This is a genomic window from Flavobacterium terrae, assembly GCF_900142035.1.
Lineage (GTDB): Bacteria > Bacteroidota > Bacteroidia > Flavobacteriales > Flavobacteriaceae > Flavobacterium > Flavobacterium terrae.
On sequence record NZ_FQZI01000002.1, the window covers coordinates 280,824 to 297,058 of the forward strand.

At 30.7% G+C, this 16,235-nt stretch carries 18 protein-coding genes; 5 read left to right on the forward strand and 13 right to left on the reverse strand.

The features are described 5' to 3' along the window. Positions 1-44: 44 nt before the first annotated feature. The 11 genes from BUC09_RS05550 to BUC09_RS05600 form a co-directional block, all read right to left on the reverse strand. Complete coding sequence (locus tag BUC09_RS05550) at positions 45-1,679, reverse strand: ABC-F family ATP-binding cassette domain-containing protein (RefSeq protein WP_073309498.1); 1,635 nt, start codon at positions 1,677-1,679, stop codon at positions 45-47. A 102-nt stretch (positions 1,680-1,781) separates the two neighbouring features. After that, entirely contained in the window at positions 1,782-2,225 is a 444-nt protein-coding gene (locus BUC09_RS05555) for a hypothetical protein (RefSeq protein ID WP_073309500.1), read from the reverse strand. Positions 2,226-2,235: 10 nt separating this feature from the next. Next, positions 2,236-3,036 carry an alpha/beta hydrolase gene (locus tag BUC09_RS05560; protein ID WP_073309501.1) on the reverse strand — a complete coding sequence of 267 codons (801 nt, stop codon included), beginning with the start codon at positions 3,034-3,036 and terminating at the stop codon, positions 2,236-2,238. A 74-nt stretch (positions 3,037-3,110) separates the two neighbouring features. Beyond that, entirely contained in the window at positions 3,111-3,329 is a 219-nt protein-coding gene (locus BUC09_RS05565) for a putative signal transducing protein (RefSeq protein ID WP_073309503.1), read from the reverse strand. A 22-nt stretch (positions 3,330-3,351) separates the two neighbouring features. Next, the gene (locus BUC09_RS05570; RefSeq protein WP_073309505.1) at positions 3,352-3,987 is read right to left on the reverse strand and encodes a DEAD/DEAH box helicase; all 636 of its coding nucleotides are present in this window, start codon (positions 3,985-3,987) and stop codon (positions 3,352-3,354) included. A gap of 6 nt (positions 3,988-3,993) precedes the next feature. Continuing rightward, positions 3,994-5,157, reverse strand: coding sequence for a sigma-54-dependent transcriptional regulator (locus BUC09_RS05575; RefSeq protein ID WP_073309507.1), 1,164 nt, complete (start codon positions 5,155-5,157; stop codon positions 3,994-3,996). Positions 5,158-5,172: 15 nt separating this feature from the next. Then, positions 5,173-6,000, reverse strand: a complete 828-nt coding sequence (locus tag BUC09_RS05580) for a mechanosensitive ion channel family protein (protein ID WP_073309509.1) — start codon at positions 5,998-6,000, stop codon at positions 5,173-5,175. Between the two features lie 3 nt (positions 6,001-6,003). After that, positions 6,004-7,305: an ABC transporter permease gene (locus BUC09_RS05585; protein WP_073309511.1), complete on the reverse strand. Its 1,302-nt coding sequence runs from the start codon at positions 7,303-7,305 to the stop codon at positions 6,004-6,006. Continuing rightward, complete coding sequence (locus BUC09_RS05590) at positions 7,305-8,231, reverse strand: ABC transporter ATP-binding protein (protein ID WP_073309513.1); 927 nt, start codon at positions 8,229-8,231, stop codon at positions 7,305-7,307. Before BUC09_RS05590 ends, BUC09_RS05585 begins: the two co-directional genes overlap by 1 nt. Positions 8,232-8,356: 125 nt before the next feature. After that, on the reverse strand, positions 8,357-9,478 hold the full coding sequence (gene dnaJ, locus BUC09_RS05595) for a molecular chaperone DnaJ (protein ID WP_073309515.1): 1,122 nt from the start codon (positions 9,476-9,478) through the stop codon (positions 8,357-8,359). A 41-nt stretch (positions 9,479-9,519) separates the two neighbouring features. Further along, on the reverse strand, positions 9,520-10,059 hold the full coding sequence (locus BUC09_RS05600) for a nucleotide exchange factor GrpE (protein WP_073309518.1): 540 nt from the start codon (positions 10,057-10,059) through the stop codon (positions 9,520-9,522). Positions 10,060-10,220: 161 nt separating this feature from the next. Here BUC09_RS05600 and BUC09_RS05605 point away from each other — a divergent pair, with 161 nt between their 5' ends. Beyond that, entirely contained in the window at positions 10,221-10,883 is a 663-nt protein-coding gene (locus BUC09_RS05605; RefSeq protein WP_073309520.1) for a YceI family protein, read from the forward strand. Position 10,884: 1 nt separating this feature from the next. Here BUC09_RS05605 and BUC09_RS05610 read toward each other — a convergent pair whose 3' ends face one another. Together BUC09_RS05610 and BUC09_RS05615 are read right to left on the reverse strand one after the other, a co-directional pair. Beyond that, on the reverse strand, positions 10,885-11,793 hold the full coding sequence (locus tag BUC09_RS05610; protein ID WP_073309522.1) for a TIGR01777 family oxidoreductase: 909 nt from the start codon (positions 11,791-11,793) through the stop codon (positions 10,885-10,887). A gap of 80 nt (positions 11,794-11,873) precedes the next feature. After that, positions 11,874-12,329 carry a DUF4442 domain-containing protein gene (locus tag BUC09_RS05615; protein ID WP_073309524.1) on the reverse strand — a complete coding sequence of 152 codons (456 nt, stop codon included), beginning with the start codon at positions 12,327-12,329 and terminating at the stop codon, positions 11,874-11,876. 206 nt (positions 12,330-12,535) lie between these two features. Between BUC09_RS05615 and BUC09_RS05620 the strand changes: the two genes are divergently transcribed. The 4 genes from BUC09_RS05620 to BUC09_RS05635 all read left to right on the forward strand — a co-directional run bounded on the left by BUC09_RS05620 (position 12,536) and on the right by BUC09_RS05635 (position 16,222). Beyond that, the gene (locus BUC09_RS05620) at positions 12,536-13,000 is read left to right on the forward strand and encodes a DUF4870 domain-containing protein (protein ID WP_073309526.1); all 465 of its coding nucleotides are present in this window, start codon (positions 12,536-12,538) and stop codon (positions 12,998-13,000) included. Positions 13,001-13,088: 88 nt separating this feature from the next. After that, the gene (locus tag BUC09_RS05625; protein ID WP_073309528.1) at positions 13,089-13,418 is read left to right on the forward strand and encodes a PadR family transcriptional regulator; all 330 of its coding nucleotides are present in this window, start codon (positions 13,089-13,091) and stop codon (positions 13,416-13,418) included. Positions 13,419-13,423: 5 nt separating this feature from the next. Beyond that, positions 13,424-15,139, forward strand: a complete 1,716-nt coding sequence (locus tag BUC09_RS05630) for a PspC domain-containing protein (RefSeq protein WP_073309529.1) — start codon at positions 13,424-13,426, stop codon at positions 15,137-15,139. Between the two features lie 3 nt (positions 15,140-15,142). Next, complete coding sequence (locus tag BUC09_RS05635) at positions 15,143-16,222, forward strand: M23 family metallopeptidase (RefSeq protein WP_073309531.1); 1,080 nt, start codon at positions 15,143-15,145, stop codon at positions 16,220-16,222. Positions 16,223-16,235 lie beyond the last annotated feature (13 nt).

Sequence of the window (16,235 nt, forward strand, 5' to 3'; positions counted from 1 at the left end):
AATAATAAAAAAAGGGATGAATTTCATCCCTTTTTACTTTTGTTTTATTTTTCAATTTCTTTTAAACTCTCCATTTTCTTATGAGCTAGGAAACCTTTAATATCTTCAAAATGCTCTTTAACACGTTTGTGACCAAATTCGAATACTTTTTCGGCCAAACCATCCAAGAAATCACGGTCGTGAGATACTAAAATTAAAGTTCCATCAAAGTCTTTCAAAGCATCTTTAATAATGTCTTTAGTTTTCATATCAAGGTGATTTGTTGGCTCATCCAGAATTAGAACATTAACTGGTTCTAACAATAATTTAATCATTGCTAAACGAGTCTTTTCTCCTCCAGAAAGCACTTTCACTTTCTTTTGAATATCATCTCCTTTGAACATGAATGCTCCAAGAATTGTTTTGATTTGAGTACGAATATCACCTTCAGCGATTCTATCAATCGTTTCAAAAATAGTTGCTTCTCCATCAAGTAAAGAAGCTTGATTTTGTGCAAAATAACCAATTTGTGAATTATGACCAATTTCTAATTTTCCACTATCAATGTCTAATTCTTTCATAATGGCTTTGATCATGGTTGATTTACCTTCACCATTTTTACCCACAAAAGCTACTTTTTGACCTCTTTCAATCACCATGTTTGCTTTTTGAAACACTACGTGATCTCCGTATGATTTTGTTAAATCTTCCACAACGACTGGATATTGTCCAGAACGTGGCGATGGAGGAAATTTAAGCTTAAGTGCAGATGAATCTACTTCATCTACCTCAACCAAAACTAATTTTTCCAACATACGAACACGCGACTGCACTTGCTCTGTCTTAGAAAAAGTACCTCTAAATCGTTCAATAAATGCCTGATTATCTGCAATAAATTTTTGTTGCTCATCGAATGCTTTTTGTTGGTGAATTCTTCTGTCTTTACGCAATTCTAAATAATCAGAATATTTAGCTTTGTAATCATAAATACGTCCCATTGTTACTTCGATAGTACGATTTGTAATCGCATCAACAAAAGCGCGGTCGTGCGAAATCACCATTACTGCTTTTGCTGAATTCACCAAGAACTCTTCCAACCATTGAATACTTTCCATATCCAAGTGATTTGTTGGCTCATCTAACAAAATTAAATCTGGTTTCTTCAAAAGGATTTTAGCTAACTCAATTCTCATACGCCATCCTCCTGAAAATTCAGATGTTTTGCGAGTAAAGTCTTCTCTTTCGAAACCTAAACCTTTTAATACTTTTTCAACTTCAGCTTCGTAATTCACCTCTTCAATTGAATAGTATTTTTCAGAAAGTTCCGAAACACGTTCAATCAACTTCATGTAATCGTCACTTTCATAGTCAGTACGAATTGTTAATTGCTCATTGATTTCATCAATTTCTTTTTTCATTCCTAAAACACCTGCAAAAGCTTTAGATGTTTCTTCCATTACAGTACAATCATCATTTAATAGCAAATGCTGTGGCAAATAAGCAATTACAGCATCACTTGGAGCCGAAATACCACCACGAGTAGGTTTGTTTTCTCCAGCAACAATCTTTAAAAGTGTCGATTTACCTGCTCCGTTTTTACCCATAAGGGCAATTTTATCGTTTTCATTAATAGCAAAAGTAACATCGCTAAACAGAGTAGTACCGCCAAACTCAACTGCGATATCGTTTACTGTAATCATAATTCTATTATTTAGGCATTTGATTGTTTGTTAACCAAATTTTTGAAGGTGCAAAGATAGAATTAATGAACGGATTTGAAAATGAGATTTTAAATTATAAAATTATCGACAAGGAAATCTAATCTGGCTATAACCATACTCTACATTTTTATAAAAACTAGCTTTGATATAGAAATATAACTGGTCATTAGTTAAAACTTCTAACTTTTGTTTATCAAGTTTTGGTAACTTTATTTTTACTTTTAAAGCATTAATTTTTTTTACAAATTCTTCTTGTAAATGAATCTTTTCGCTTTTATCTTTTTTTACAATTTCTTTAAAAAAAGTATCTATTTCTGATTTAACTAAATTATGTTGAAGTACATATTCTTCAAAACCGTCAATTCCTTTGCTTTGTCGACCATAAACTTCCGAAAATTCTTTTGAGTTTTTTTCAAAATAATCTGAATTTTCTTTTAGGAATTCTAAAAAAAAATCATTTGAATTATAGTCTGTTTCTTTACAAGAAAAACAAATCAAGCATAATAATAAAACAATTTTTCTCATCTTTAAGATTTTAATTAATAATTTGTTTTAACTTTTTCTGATACTCTATATTCTCATTTATTCCTAAATGATTCTGGCCTTCAAGTATGAAAAGACTATCTGTTGGCTTCAATACTTTTTTTAGTCTAAATGAATTTTCTATTGAAATTAATTGATCCTTATTTCCGTGAAACAGATAAATAGGTGTTTTTATTTTGTTTAAATATTTTTCTGTTTCAAAACGAAACTTCTTCAACGAATTTGGAAAATAGGGAACTCTTCCTTCGGTAAATTTTAAAAAATTATCAAATGGTGCTTTTAAAATCAAGAGATCGTTTCTTCTTATGGAAGCCAAATAAGAGGCAGATCCTGTTCCAATTGAATAACCTATAATAATTCTCTTTTTATATTTTTTTGAAACAGTATCAAATACTATTTGTACATCTTTTAAAACCTGTTCTTCATTTTCTATTTTACCTTCGCTTTTTCCAAAACCTCTATAATCTAAAATAAAAATATCATAACCCAAGTCAATATAGGTTTTAGAAATTTTTCCCCATCTATCCACTGCACCTGCATTTCCATGAAGATAAAATATTAATCCTTTGGGATTGTTTGCTTTAAATAAAATACCATGTTGATACTTTCCATCAAAAGATTTTACTTTAACTTCTTCAAAGTTATTTTCAAAATAGAACTTATAATTTTCATTCAATTTATACTGAACAAAAACCATCTCAGTTTGATTAAAGTAAAAGTAACTCACGTATAAAACATAAAGACCTCCAAAAATTCCTAAAAAAGAAAGTACTAAAAATTTGAATTGTTTCATAAGTAAGTCAAAGTTTAAAAATACAAAAAAAGACTACCAATAGTAGTCTTTCAATATTTTTGATGTTTAGAGTATTAAATACTCATCTTAAATTCTTCAATAATTGGATTTGCTTTAATTAGATCCGTTTTTTGAATAAAAACTTCGACAGCTTGACCTGCTGTACCAAAACCAGCAATAAGTCCTGATTGTATATTATTTTTTACTACGGTAGAAATTTCAGCTGCTTCTAGTTTAGATTGCAATGCTTGTGCTAAAATTTCGCTACCTGAAAATATTTTCATTAATGCCATACTTTTTTATATCTATTTATTGTTATTCGTCATCTTCTTCTTCATAGTCATCGACACCAAAAAGAAATGGATCAATCATAATTTTATCTGCAAGAATTTCAACTCGTTCTGTCAATTCGGAACAAAAAAACAATCTTTGTGTTTTTTCGACGCTCATAGAAAGTCTTTGAACTATTGGTTCTAAGCGAAGTTTAAAAATTTCATTAGCATCATCGACCACAAATATTTTTACAGTATTCATGTTAAATCCTGCTCCTGAAAACATAGCATTTATTTTATTGGGAGTTCCTATTAAAACATCCATTCCTGCCGAGATTATGTTTTTCTCTTCGTCAATATCTGTTTTATCGTTTACACCAATGATTCTTAGATTGGTATATTTTCCAAATTTTTCAAACATTTCAACAGTTTGCAAAACTGCCTCTTTGTCTTTTACTATAACTAACGCTCTTGTAGATTCACCAACTGCTTTTTCAAGTTTTTGAATTACTGTATATACAATTGAAGTGGTCTTTCCTTCGCCTTCTGGCATTATTACAACTGCATCTGCACCACTTTTTAAAGTACTCCAACAATCTGCCTGTACCTCAGTAGGATCTGTTATCCAATTCTCAATTAAAGCTTGCTGAAGGTTTTGATTTATTTTTTTTAACTGCATAGTTCTTTATTTAGATGCAAACAATTTGACATCATTCTCAGAAATTTCAGCTCCTCCAAGAATTATTAAACGTTCCACCACATTTCTTAGTTCACGAATATTACCTGTCCAATCGTATTCTTGTAATAATTTGATTGCTTCTTTAGAAAAAGATTTTACTGCACTACCTTGCTCACCAGCAATTTTAGCAGCAAAATGTTCAATTAAGTTAGGAATATCATCTCTTCTATCATTTAAGGCAGGAACTTTTATTAAGATTACTGCTAAACGATGGTATAAATCTTCACGAAAACGACCTTCTTCAATTTCCTTTTTTAAATCTTTGTTGGTTGCAGCTACAACACGAACATTTACTTTAATGTCCTTGTCTGCTCCTACTCTTTGAATTAAGTTTTCTTGTAATGCACGCAAAACTTTAGCCTGTGCAGGCAAACTCATATCTCCTATTTCATCTAAGAAAATTGTTCCTCCATCGGCAGCTTCAAATTTTCCAGCACGGTCTTTTACGGCAGAAGTAAATGCTCCTTTTATATGACCAAATAATTCGCTTTCTATTAATTCTGAAGGAATTGCAGCACAATTCACTTCTATAATTGGTCCAGAACTGCGTTCACTTTTTTCATGAATTTGATGAGCTACTAACTCTTTCCCTGTTCCATTAGGACCAGTAATAAGTACACGAGCTTCTGTAGGCGCAACTTTTTCGATCATATCCTTAATATGACTAATTGCATCGCTATCACCAATCATTTCGTAGTTTTTAGAAACTTTCTTCTTTAAGATTTTATTCTCAACAACTAGTTTTTTTCTGTCAAGTGCATTACGAACTGTATTTAGTAATCTATTTAAATCTGGTGGTTTTGAAATGTAATCAAAAGCCCCCAATCGCATAGTATTTACAGCAGTATCTAAATCACCGTGACCAGATATCATTACCATTGGAACTTCGGGCTTAATTTTTTTAATTGCCTCTAAAACTTCTACTCCGTCCATTTTAGGCATTTTTATATCGCACAAAATTAAATCGTAATCTTCATTTGTTGCTTTATCAAGTCCTTGAACGCCATCTTCTGCTTCATCAACCTTATACGTTTCACTCTCTTCAGAAAGGATTTTGACTAAAACTCTACGAATTGCGGCTTCATCTTCTATTATTAATATTTTTGACATTATAATAAGATTTCTTTATTTTGAAATTATATGGATATCTCTTTGTGGAAATGGTATTTCTATTTTATTCTCTCTAAATTTTTGATCAATTTTATATCGAATATCACTTTGTATTTTAGGACTCTTCATGCCATTTTCTACATAAAAATACACTGAAAAATTTAAAGATGAATCTGCAAAATCTTCAAACAAAACATTTACAGTATCTGGAGATACAATACCTTCAGTATTTTTAGCACATTCTTCTAATATTTTTTTTACCAAATTCACATCGCTTCCGTAAGCTACTCCCACAGAAACATGTTCTCTGTTAGTTGAATTATTTTGAGTCCAATTAAAAAGAGTTTCAATCATGAACTTATGATTTGGAATGATCATAACTCTATCATTACGCGTAACCATTCTTGTAGTTCTTAAATTGATTTCTTTAACCTGACCTACTTTACCATCAACTTCAATAATATCTCCAACATGCAGAGATTTGTCTAAAATCATTAGTATTCCAGATATAATATCTTGAAAGAAAGTTTGCAATGCAAAACCAATCCCTACAAATAGAGCTGCAGAAGCAGTAATAAACACATTCATATTTATTCCGCTTGAATGCAAGATAAACATAAAAACTAAGATATAAACAACGTACTTTATGAATTGAAATAGGCTGATAAATTTGTTTTTATCTTCTGGAGCAAGTTTACGTGTTATAAACTTTCTAATAAATTTAAGCAGAATTGATGTTAAAACTAAAGCAAAGATTAGCACCAATAAATTAGCAACCGTAAATTCTATTGTTTTAGAATCGATTAACTTATATTTTAATATTTCAGTTATTTGGTTTAACATTTATTAGTATTTCAACCATTTATATAATTCTTTCCAAGTTGGCTTTTTACCATACATTAAAATACCTACACGGTAAATTTTAGATGCAAACCATACCACAGTTATAAAAGTTGCAAATAGTATTACTATTGACAAAATTAATTGCCAAACTGGTACCCCAAAAGGAATTCGCATCAACATTACAATTGGTGATGTTAACGGGATCATCGAGAAAACAGTAGCAACTGTTCCGTGAGGATCATTAATAACCGTAAAGAAACCTACATATACTCCTAACATTAATGGCATAATGATAGGAAATAAAAATTGTTGAGAATCTGTCTCAGAATCTACAGCTGCTCCAATGGCAGCATACAATGAGCTATACAAGAAATAACCACCAATGAAATAAATAATAAAAGCTACAGTTAATGTACCTATAGGTAAATTCCAAAGTTCACGAATGTAAGTCTGAACTGTTCCCATTTCTTTTTGAGCCATTTCCATCATTTCTGGAGATACTGTTGAACTAGCACCAGGTTGAACACCGAAAAAAGAGGATATACCAAACATTAAAACTCCTCCTAAAATTGCCCAAATTGCAAATTGAAGAATTCCAGCCAATGAAGTACCCATAATTTTTCCTAACATAAGCTGAAAAGGTTTGACAGAAGAAATAATAATTTCTATAATACGATTTGTTTTTTCTTCTATTACACTTCTCATAACCATATTACCATAAATGATAATAAACATCATAATTAAGTAACCAAAAGCACCACCAATACCAACTTTAATCTCATTTAAACCTTTTAAACTATCCTCACCAGAAAATTTAGACAAATGAATATCAGAATCCACTTTTGCAGCATCAATTTTAGCAGCATCAAAACCTAATTTTTTTAAATTTTCATGAGTAAGTTTGTTATCTATAACTTTTTCCATACTCATAATAGATTCCATACTTGGACTATCATCAGATATATATTCTACTTTAGTTGATAGTTCTTCAGTGTTTGATACCTTTGGCACATATATTAACCCTTCATAATTTTTTGCTGCTGTATCCTTAGCTAATTTTAAAGGCATGGCTGACAGATCCACATACTGAGTTTCCTTGTCGTTTTTAAAATCAGATTTTAAAATTCCTGCTTCATCATGAATGGCAATTTTAGTAATTTCACCTTTATTCATATTGGCTAAGTAACCAATCAAAAAAGACATTCCTACTATTAATAATGGACTTAGAAAAGTCATTACTATAAATGATTTATTACGCACTTTGGCAATAAATTCTCTTTTTATAATTAAAGATAAAACTCCCATTATTTTTTATTTGTAACTGTTTGAATAAAAATATCGTTTACACTCGGTATAGTTTCAGTAAAATGTGTTACCTGTCCATTTCTTGTTAAAATTGACAATAATTCATTTTGCGTTGCGCCTCCTAAATCAATCTCAAGTTTTAAATCATCGTTTAATGACTTAAAATTAGTTTGTCCAACGGTAAATTTTTGTGTTAAATCATACATTAACCCCTCAACATTGTTTGAAACAATACCCACTTGAAATTTATGTGTTCGGTATTGACGTTTTACATCTTCTAACTTACCTTCAATAAGTTTATTTGATTTATGAATTAAAGCAATATAGTCACACATTTCTTCAACACTTTCCATACGATGAGTTGAAAAAATTATAGAAGTTCCTTTTTTATTTAATTCGATAATTTCGTCTTTAATCAAATTTGCATTTACAGGATCAAAACCAGAAAATGGTTCATCCAGAATCAACAACTTAGGTTGGTGCAAAATGGTAACAATAAATTGGATTTTTTGCGCCATCCCTTTTGAAAGTTCTTGGATTTTTTTATTCCACCAAGCTTCGATTTCAAATTTTTCGAACCAATATTTTAATTGCTTTTGAGCATCTGCTTTAGACATTCCTTTTAGCTGAGCTAAATAAAGCGCTTGCTCTCCCACCTTCATTGTTTTATACAAACCACGCTCTTCTGGCATATAACCAATTACAGAAACATGATTGGGTGCTAACTTTTCACCATCTAAAATCACCTCGCCAGAATCTGGCATTGTAATTTGATTAATAATACGAATTAATGATGTTTTTCCAGCTCCGTTAGGTCCCAGTAGTCCATAAATACTACCTTTAGGTACTTGCAGAGAAACTGAATTTAATGCTGTGTAATCACCGTATTGTTTAACTACGTTTTTTACTTCAAGTATGTTACTCATTCGAAATGATTGATTTTTGTAAAAATAAGAATTTCTGTTACTATAAAATTAGATGCAAATAGATTGAAAATGTTACAAAAAAATCCCACAATCTTGTGGGATCCTTATTTGATATTCACTTTAAATTATGAAAACATATCTTTTACCTTTTCAAAAAAAGACTTTTCTGATTTTTCTGGTTTTGGAATAAAATTAGCATCTTCTAAATTGCTTTCAAAGAATTTCTTTTGCTCTTTAGAAAGGTTTTTAGGAGTCCAAACATTTACATGCACCAATAAATCTCCACTTCCATAGCTATTTAAACTTGGTATTCCTTTTCCTTTTAAGCGAAGTATTTTACCAGACTGAATTCCTTCTTCAAGCTTAATACGTACTTTACCGTTAACAGCCTCAATTTCTTTTGAAGCTCCTAGAACAGCTTCGGGATAACTTATATATAAATCGTAATGAAGGTTTTCACCCTCACGTTTTAAAAATTCATGCTCAATTTCTTCGATAGCAACAATTAAATCACCTGCAATACCATTACCTGGCGCATCGTTTCCTTTACCAGAAACTTTAAGTTGCATACCATCTACTACACCTGCTGGAATTTTGATTGATACTGTATCTTCTTCGGTAATCATTCCGTGAGCATCTGCTTCATTTGGTTTTTTATCAATAGATTGACCAATACCTCCACATGTAGGGCAAGTAGTTGCAGTTTGCATACGTCCTAGAATTGTGTTCGTAACTCTCATTACTTGGCCTTGACCATTACATGTAGCACAAGTTTTATAAGTTACTCCAGCAGCTTGAACTTTTCGTTTAACTTTTACTTTCTTTTCAACACCATTTGCAATTTCTTCTAAAGTTAATTTGACTTTTATTCTCAAATTACTTCCTTTTGCTCTACGCTGACCTCCGCCACCGCCAAAGCCTCCAAAACCACCCCCAAAAGCGCTACCAAAAATATCTCCAAACTGGCTAAAGATATCGTCCATATTCATGTGACCAGCTCCTCCGCCAAAACCACCAGCACCATCGAAGGCTGCATGACCATACTGATCGTAACGAGCACGTTTATTGGCATCACTCAATACTTCGTAAGCCTCTGCTGCCTGCTTGAAATTTTCTTCTGCTTGTTTGTCACCAGGATTTTTGTCAGGATGAAATTCAATAGCTTTCTTTCGATACGCTTTTTTAATTTCGGCTTCTGAAGCTCCTTTACTAATCCCTAATATTTCGTAATAATCTTTTTTGCTCATAACATTTATCCCTTGACTTTACTCAGGATGACAATTTAATATTAATTACCAATAACAACTTTAGGAAAACGAATAATCTTATCTCCTAGTTTATATCCTTTTTCTACTACATCAACAATTTTTCCTTTAAGCTCATCGCCTGCAGGAATTTGTGTAATAGCTTCAGCAAAATCTGCATCAAAAACATCACCTTGCTTAATTTCAACTTCTTCTAAACCTTTAGAAATCAAAGTCGATTTTAGTTTTTCTTGAATTAATTCAACACCTTTTACTAAAGCCTCATCGTCAGATTTTGAAATCTGAACCCAAGCTCTATCAAAATCATCTAAAACGGGTAACATTGCTTGTAAAACTTCTTGTCCAGCAGTTTTAAATAGCTCAATTCTCTCTTTAGATGTACGTTTTTTATAATTCTCAAATTCTGCAAATAAACGCAAAAACTTATCTTTCTCTGCTGCTAACTCTTGAGTTAATTTTTCTTCAACTGTCAATTCTGGCGCAACTTCTTGATTTTGCTCCTGATTTATTTCTTGGTTAGTTTCATTCAATTCTTGCTCCATCTCTTTATTCTTGGCATTCATAGGTATATTCTTTATGAAAATTATTTTTTTCAATAATTGATTGCAAATGTACTGCCAAAGGTTTAAAAATGCCAAATTGTCATTAATATTTTTATTTAAAGCTTGTAAAGACAGATTATAATAAGTAACTTAGTGATAATCAAAATTTTAAAAAAACCATTATGAAAAAGTCTCTTGTATGCCTTACTTTACTGCTAAGTGCTTTTATTTTTTCGTGCAAAAAAGAAAAAGTTGAAACTAACGACATTGAACAGCCAAACGAAATTACCAATGCTACTGGAACAAAGTTCAATGTTGATACCAAGGAATCTATTATTAATTGGACTGGTTTTAAACTTACCGGAAAACACAATGGCACAATTCATTTAAAAGAAGGTTTTATAAGTTTAAAAGACAGCATTATAAATGGAGGAAGATTTTTTATTGATATGAATACAATAACTGTTACCGATTTAAAAGCTGGTGACGGAAAAGAAGACTTAGAAAATCATTTAAAAGGGACTGGCGAGAACGAAAAGAAAGATCACTTTTTTAATGTAAAAAAATATCCTACTAGTGATTTCAAAATCACCAAAGTAGAAAAAGATGGAGACAAATACATTGTCTTTGGCAACCTTTCTATAAAAGGCATAACTAAAGCAGTAAATTTTCCTGCTACAATAAAAGTATCTGATGATGAAATATCTATAAACAGTGAACCTTTAAGACTTAATAGAACATATTGGAATGTTAATTATGCTTCAAAATCAATTTTTGCTGATATTGGAGACAAATTCATTTCTGATGAAATTGAAGTTCAAGTTTATGTAAAAGCAAAAAAATAAGCTATTTAGCTAATATTTCTTCTAAAGCCGATCGGATTGAATTAAACTTAAATTCAAAACCTTCGGCTTGGATTTTAGCTGAACTAACATTTTGACTATCCACAAGTAACAAATGCATTTCTCCTAAAATAAATTTAAGCATAAATTTAGGAATATTTGGCAACAGCAAAGGAACATCACAAGCTTCCGCTATTTCGGTCGTTAATTCTTTATTTGTTATAGGATTGGGAGCAACTGCATTATATACTCCATCTAATTTTTTATCAATTGCAAATAAAAACATTGCAGCTAAGTCTTTAATATGAATCCATGACTGCATTTGTTTACCAGAACCAAAAGGTGATCCCATTGCCATTTTTATGGGCTTAATCATTTGAGCCAAAACACCACCATCCTTAGACAAAACTAAACCTATTCTAAACTTACAAACTTTTATCTCTAGACGATTAATTTGATTGACTGAATCTTCCCATTTTGAGACTACATTACTTAAAAATGTATCTTTAAAACCAGTAAATTCTTCTGTATATAAATAAGTAAGATCACTTGGATAAATTCCAATAGCTGAAGCCGATATGACCTGAGTTACACTATGCGGATTATGCTTTAAAGTATTATATAAAAGATTTGCAGATAGAATTCTACTTTCTAAAATATCTTCTTTGTTTTTTGAAGTCCATCTTTGAGCAATAGTAGAACCTGCGAGGTTAATAATTACATCAACACCTATTAAGCAATTCTCATCTATAACTCCTGCTTCTGGATTCCAATAAAAACCATTATAATTAGGCTGGTATTGTATTTTGTTTTTGGAAGTAGTTAAGTAGTTAATTTTTACACCATTTTGCAAAAGTAAATCCACAACTCCCTTGCCAACTAAACCAGTTGCACCTGTAATTAAAACTTTCATAGCTTAGGACTTTTCTTTCAAATTTACAGAAAGATTGTCATAAGTATTTGCTAATTGTAGGTATTTTAACTTTTGTCTATTTATTTTTTAACACGAATTGTCCATTCAAATTCCATTATTGAAACTTGATCTCCTTTTTCATCTGTTCCGATAGATTTCATCCAAAAAGTTTGCCCCTCTCCAGTAGCAATAGTATTTTTAATTGCTTCTGTAATTAAATGCCCATCTGTACAAGTAAAAGTAATTCTACCTGTTGCTTTTTTAGTAAACGTCCCTTTATTATTAGCCACAAGCATCGAAATACTTTTGCCACTATCTTTTATTTGCTTCATTACTAAAGCACCAGTAGTCAATTCGGCAGCCATAGCTTGAACAGCAAAATACATTGAGTTAAATGGATTTTGATTAAACCAACGATGTTTAACAGAAGCTACACATTTTGTATCCTCGATAACTTTAACACGAACTCCAGACCAAAAAGCCGAAGGTAATTTGAAAAATAAAAAAGTATTCAATTTTGCTGGTGTAAACTTCATAACGCTATATTTTTCGCTAATCTACAAAAAAATACTATGCGCGCCTAATATTTTTAATTGTTAATTTTATGTTAAATTACATTACTTTGTTTTGCATAGTACCTGTTTTTTACCTTATCTTTGTATAAGAAATTAATAAGCTAAAGACAGTATTATTCAGTTTCAATAATTATTAAACATAATTAATCAAATAAAAACAATCAATCATGGAAACATTAACTATCACAAAACACGAAAAAAATTATGCATCACTTTTACAATTAAGTGCTTTTACAAAATTCATAATTCCTTTTGGTAATTATATAGTACCATTCATTTTATGGTCTACTAAAAAGAAAGAATCTTCATTTATTGACTACAATGGTAAACAAATATTAAACTTTCAATTAAGTATTTTAATGTATAGTATATTTCTAGGCATTTTAGCAATCCCAACAATTGTAGGAACCGTATTAAGTAATTTTACTTGGTCAGAATTAGAAAGTGGCAATATAGTTTTAGACAACATGCAAATTAACAACCTAATTGGTTTAGGTGTTTTTGGATTCATCTGCGGAGCATTATTTGTTGTTCTTAAAGTAGTAGAGTTTTTCTATATTATTTATGGAGCCATTAAAGCTAACGAAGGAGAATATTTCAGATACCCTTTAACAATCAACTTTATAAAATAAGTTAAGTTTCAATCATCAATCATCAATCATCATCATCAATCATCATCAATCAAAAAATGAACAGTTTAACAACAAAAAAAGAAATCTTATGAACATTGAGAACACAAAAGCTCAGATGCGCAAAGGAGTTTTAGAGTTCTGCATCTTATCAGTACTAAAAGAAAAAGATGCCTACACTTCAGAAATTCTTGACACTCTGAAAAACGCAAAGTTACTAGTAGTGGAAGGAACAGTATATCCCCTATTAACTAGATTAAAAAACGACGGATTATTAACTTACCGTTGGGAAGAATCAACATCAGGTCCACCAAGAAAATATTACGGATTAACCGAAGAAGGGCATGAATTTTTAAAAGAATTAAACGTAACCTGGAACGAATTAGCCGGGGCTGTAAACACAATAACATCACAAAACTAAAAGCTATGAACAAGACAGTAAATATGAATCTAGGAGGCTTCTTTTTCCATATAGATGAAGATGCTTATCAAAAATTGAATCGTTATTTTGAGGCGATACGCAGTTCACTTTCAAGTGAAGGACGTGACGAAATCATGAACGATATTGAAAGTAGAGTTTCAGAATTATTTTCTGAAAAACTAGTAAATAGCAAACAAGTTCTTAGCCTTAAAGATGTAGACGATGTTATCGCTATCATGGGACAACCTGAAGATTATAAAATTGAAGATGGCCCAACAACAGCTCAATCAAACTATACCTATAGTAGCAAATCAAAAAAATTATACCGAGATAAAGACAAAAGTATAATTGGAGGAGTTTGTACAGGGTTATCACATTATTTTGGGATTGATACTGTTTGGATAAGAATATTGTTTATAGTTTCTCCTTTTGTAACAGCTGGTACATCCTTGTTAATATATATTATTCTTTGGGCAGTAACTCCTGAAGCAGTAACAACATCTGAAAAATTAGAAATGATGGGAGAACCAATAACTGTTTCTAATATTGAAAAAAAAGTAAAGGAGGAACTTGATGCTCTCTCTGAGAGGTTCAAGGGAGCAGATTATAGCAAAATGAGCGAAAATGTTAAAAATGGTGCTCAGAGAGTTGGAAACTCTCTAGGTGATGTAATTATAAGCATTATGAAAGTCTTTTCTAAATTCATAGGCGCAATTATGATATTTATTGGAAGCGTTACCATTATAGGCTTATTAATTAGCTTAATAACATTAGGATCAACTTCTAACTTAAGCATGCCTTGGTTAGATTATTTTAACACATTCAATTATACTAATACTTCAATGTGGCTAATTGCATTCATGTTCTTTTTAGCTATCGGAATTCCATTTTTCTTATTAATACTTTTAGGATTAAAAATTTTAGTTCCTCATTTAAAATCTATCGGAAATATTGCAAAATATACATTGCTAGCTTTATGGATTTTATCAGTAGGTGTATTAATCACTCTTGGAGTTCGTCAAGCATCTGAGGTAGCTTTTGAAAATAAAGTTGTTACTAAAGAAATGATTAATTTAAAACCTAATGATACTTTAGAAGTAAAATTCAAAAACAATGATTACTTCACTAAACATAATTATCATAATGTAGATTTTGAATTTGTTCAAGATTCTTTAGGTAGAGATGTTATTTATTCAAACGACATTAATTTTGAAGTTCTACCAACAGATGAAAAACAAGCCTATATTCAAATTGAAAAAGAATCAAACGGAAAATCGTTTTCAGAAGCTAAACAAAGAGCATCAAACATTGAATACAAATTTAAAGTTGAAGGAAATAAAATAATTTTTGACAACTATTTCCTGACAGAAGTAAAAAACAAATTCCGTGGACAAGAAGTAATGATTTATTTATACTTACCAAAAGGAACTTATTTTAAACCCCATGAAAGTGTTGAAGATTTTGATAGCTCAGACAATGACTTTTTCAATTTACACTACAGTTCTGACAAATACACTTACAAAGTTGAAGACAGCAAAGTTAAATGCTTAAACTGTCCTGTTGATGAGAACGAGTGGGACGATGTAGAAGACAACAAAAGCCACACTGTTATCATAGATGAAAACGGAGTAAAAATTAAAAGAGACACTGTAATTTCAAATTCTAAAGAAATTAAAGAATTAAAAATTAATGAAGATGGTATCATCATCAAAACTAAATAATTAATGCAAATCATCAATCAAAAAATCGATCAATCACTTTTATTATTGGGGTTACTATCAATGGGTAGTTTAGTTTCTGCTCAAAATTCGATCAAAATTGAACATTTTCCTAAAGACCCATTAATAGAAATAGTTAATAACAGTAGTTTTGTGAACTTCGATTTCAAAATCACAAATAGTTCTGCTGATACATTAAAATTAACCAAAGTTGAAATTCATTGTTTAGACAAAAACAATGTGCTAATTCAACAAAAGTTCTTAGACAATAACGGAACAGCTCCAAGTATAAACACCATTCCTTCTACAGTTTGGAATGGTGTTTCTCAGAAGCTACTATTTAACCCATTTCCTGAAATAAATTCAGTAACTGAAAAACTTGAATATAATTTCATTTTTAATGATTCGATAGAGTTAAAGCATATCATTGAACCAAAAAAATACTCTCAACCTGACAATTTTATTTTGCCTTTAAAAGAGAAATTATTGGTATATGACGCACATGATTTAAACTCACACCATCGTCGCTTTGATTATGAATTTGATTTCATCAAACAACTGGGTTTTTCTTCAAATTTCATGCGATACGCTTATGACTTTGCTGTTTTAGATCAAAACAACAATCAATATTCTGGAAAAGGGGAAAATAACACAGAATGGATTGGTTTTGGTAAAGAAGTTTTAGCTGTTGCAGATGGAGAGATAATTGCTATAGAAACGAATCAAAAAGACGACAAGCAATTTGATGTACCTTCTCTGAAGAATAATCCACTTGCCTTGTATGGTAATTATATTGTTATAAAACACAACAATAATGTTTTAAGCATGTATGCACATTTACAAAACAACAGTTCAAAACATCTTAAAAAGGGAGATAAAATAAAACAAGGGGAAGTCATTGGTCAAATAGGAACTTCTGGAAGTTCGTTTTTTCCTCACTTACATTTTGAAGTTAGAAACAGCATCGACCATAAAGCAGAAGGTATTCCTTCATATTTTTCAAATTTTGACTTATATTTAGGTTCTCAAAAAAAAACAATCAAAAAAGCAACTGTTACCACTGGTGACATTATAAAATCAAAATAAACAACTAAAAAAT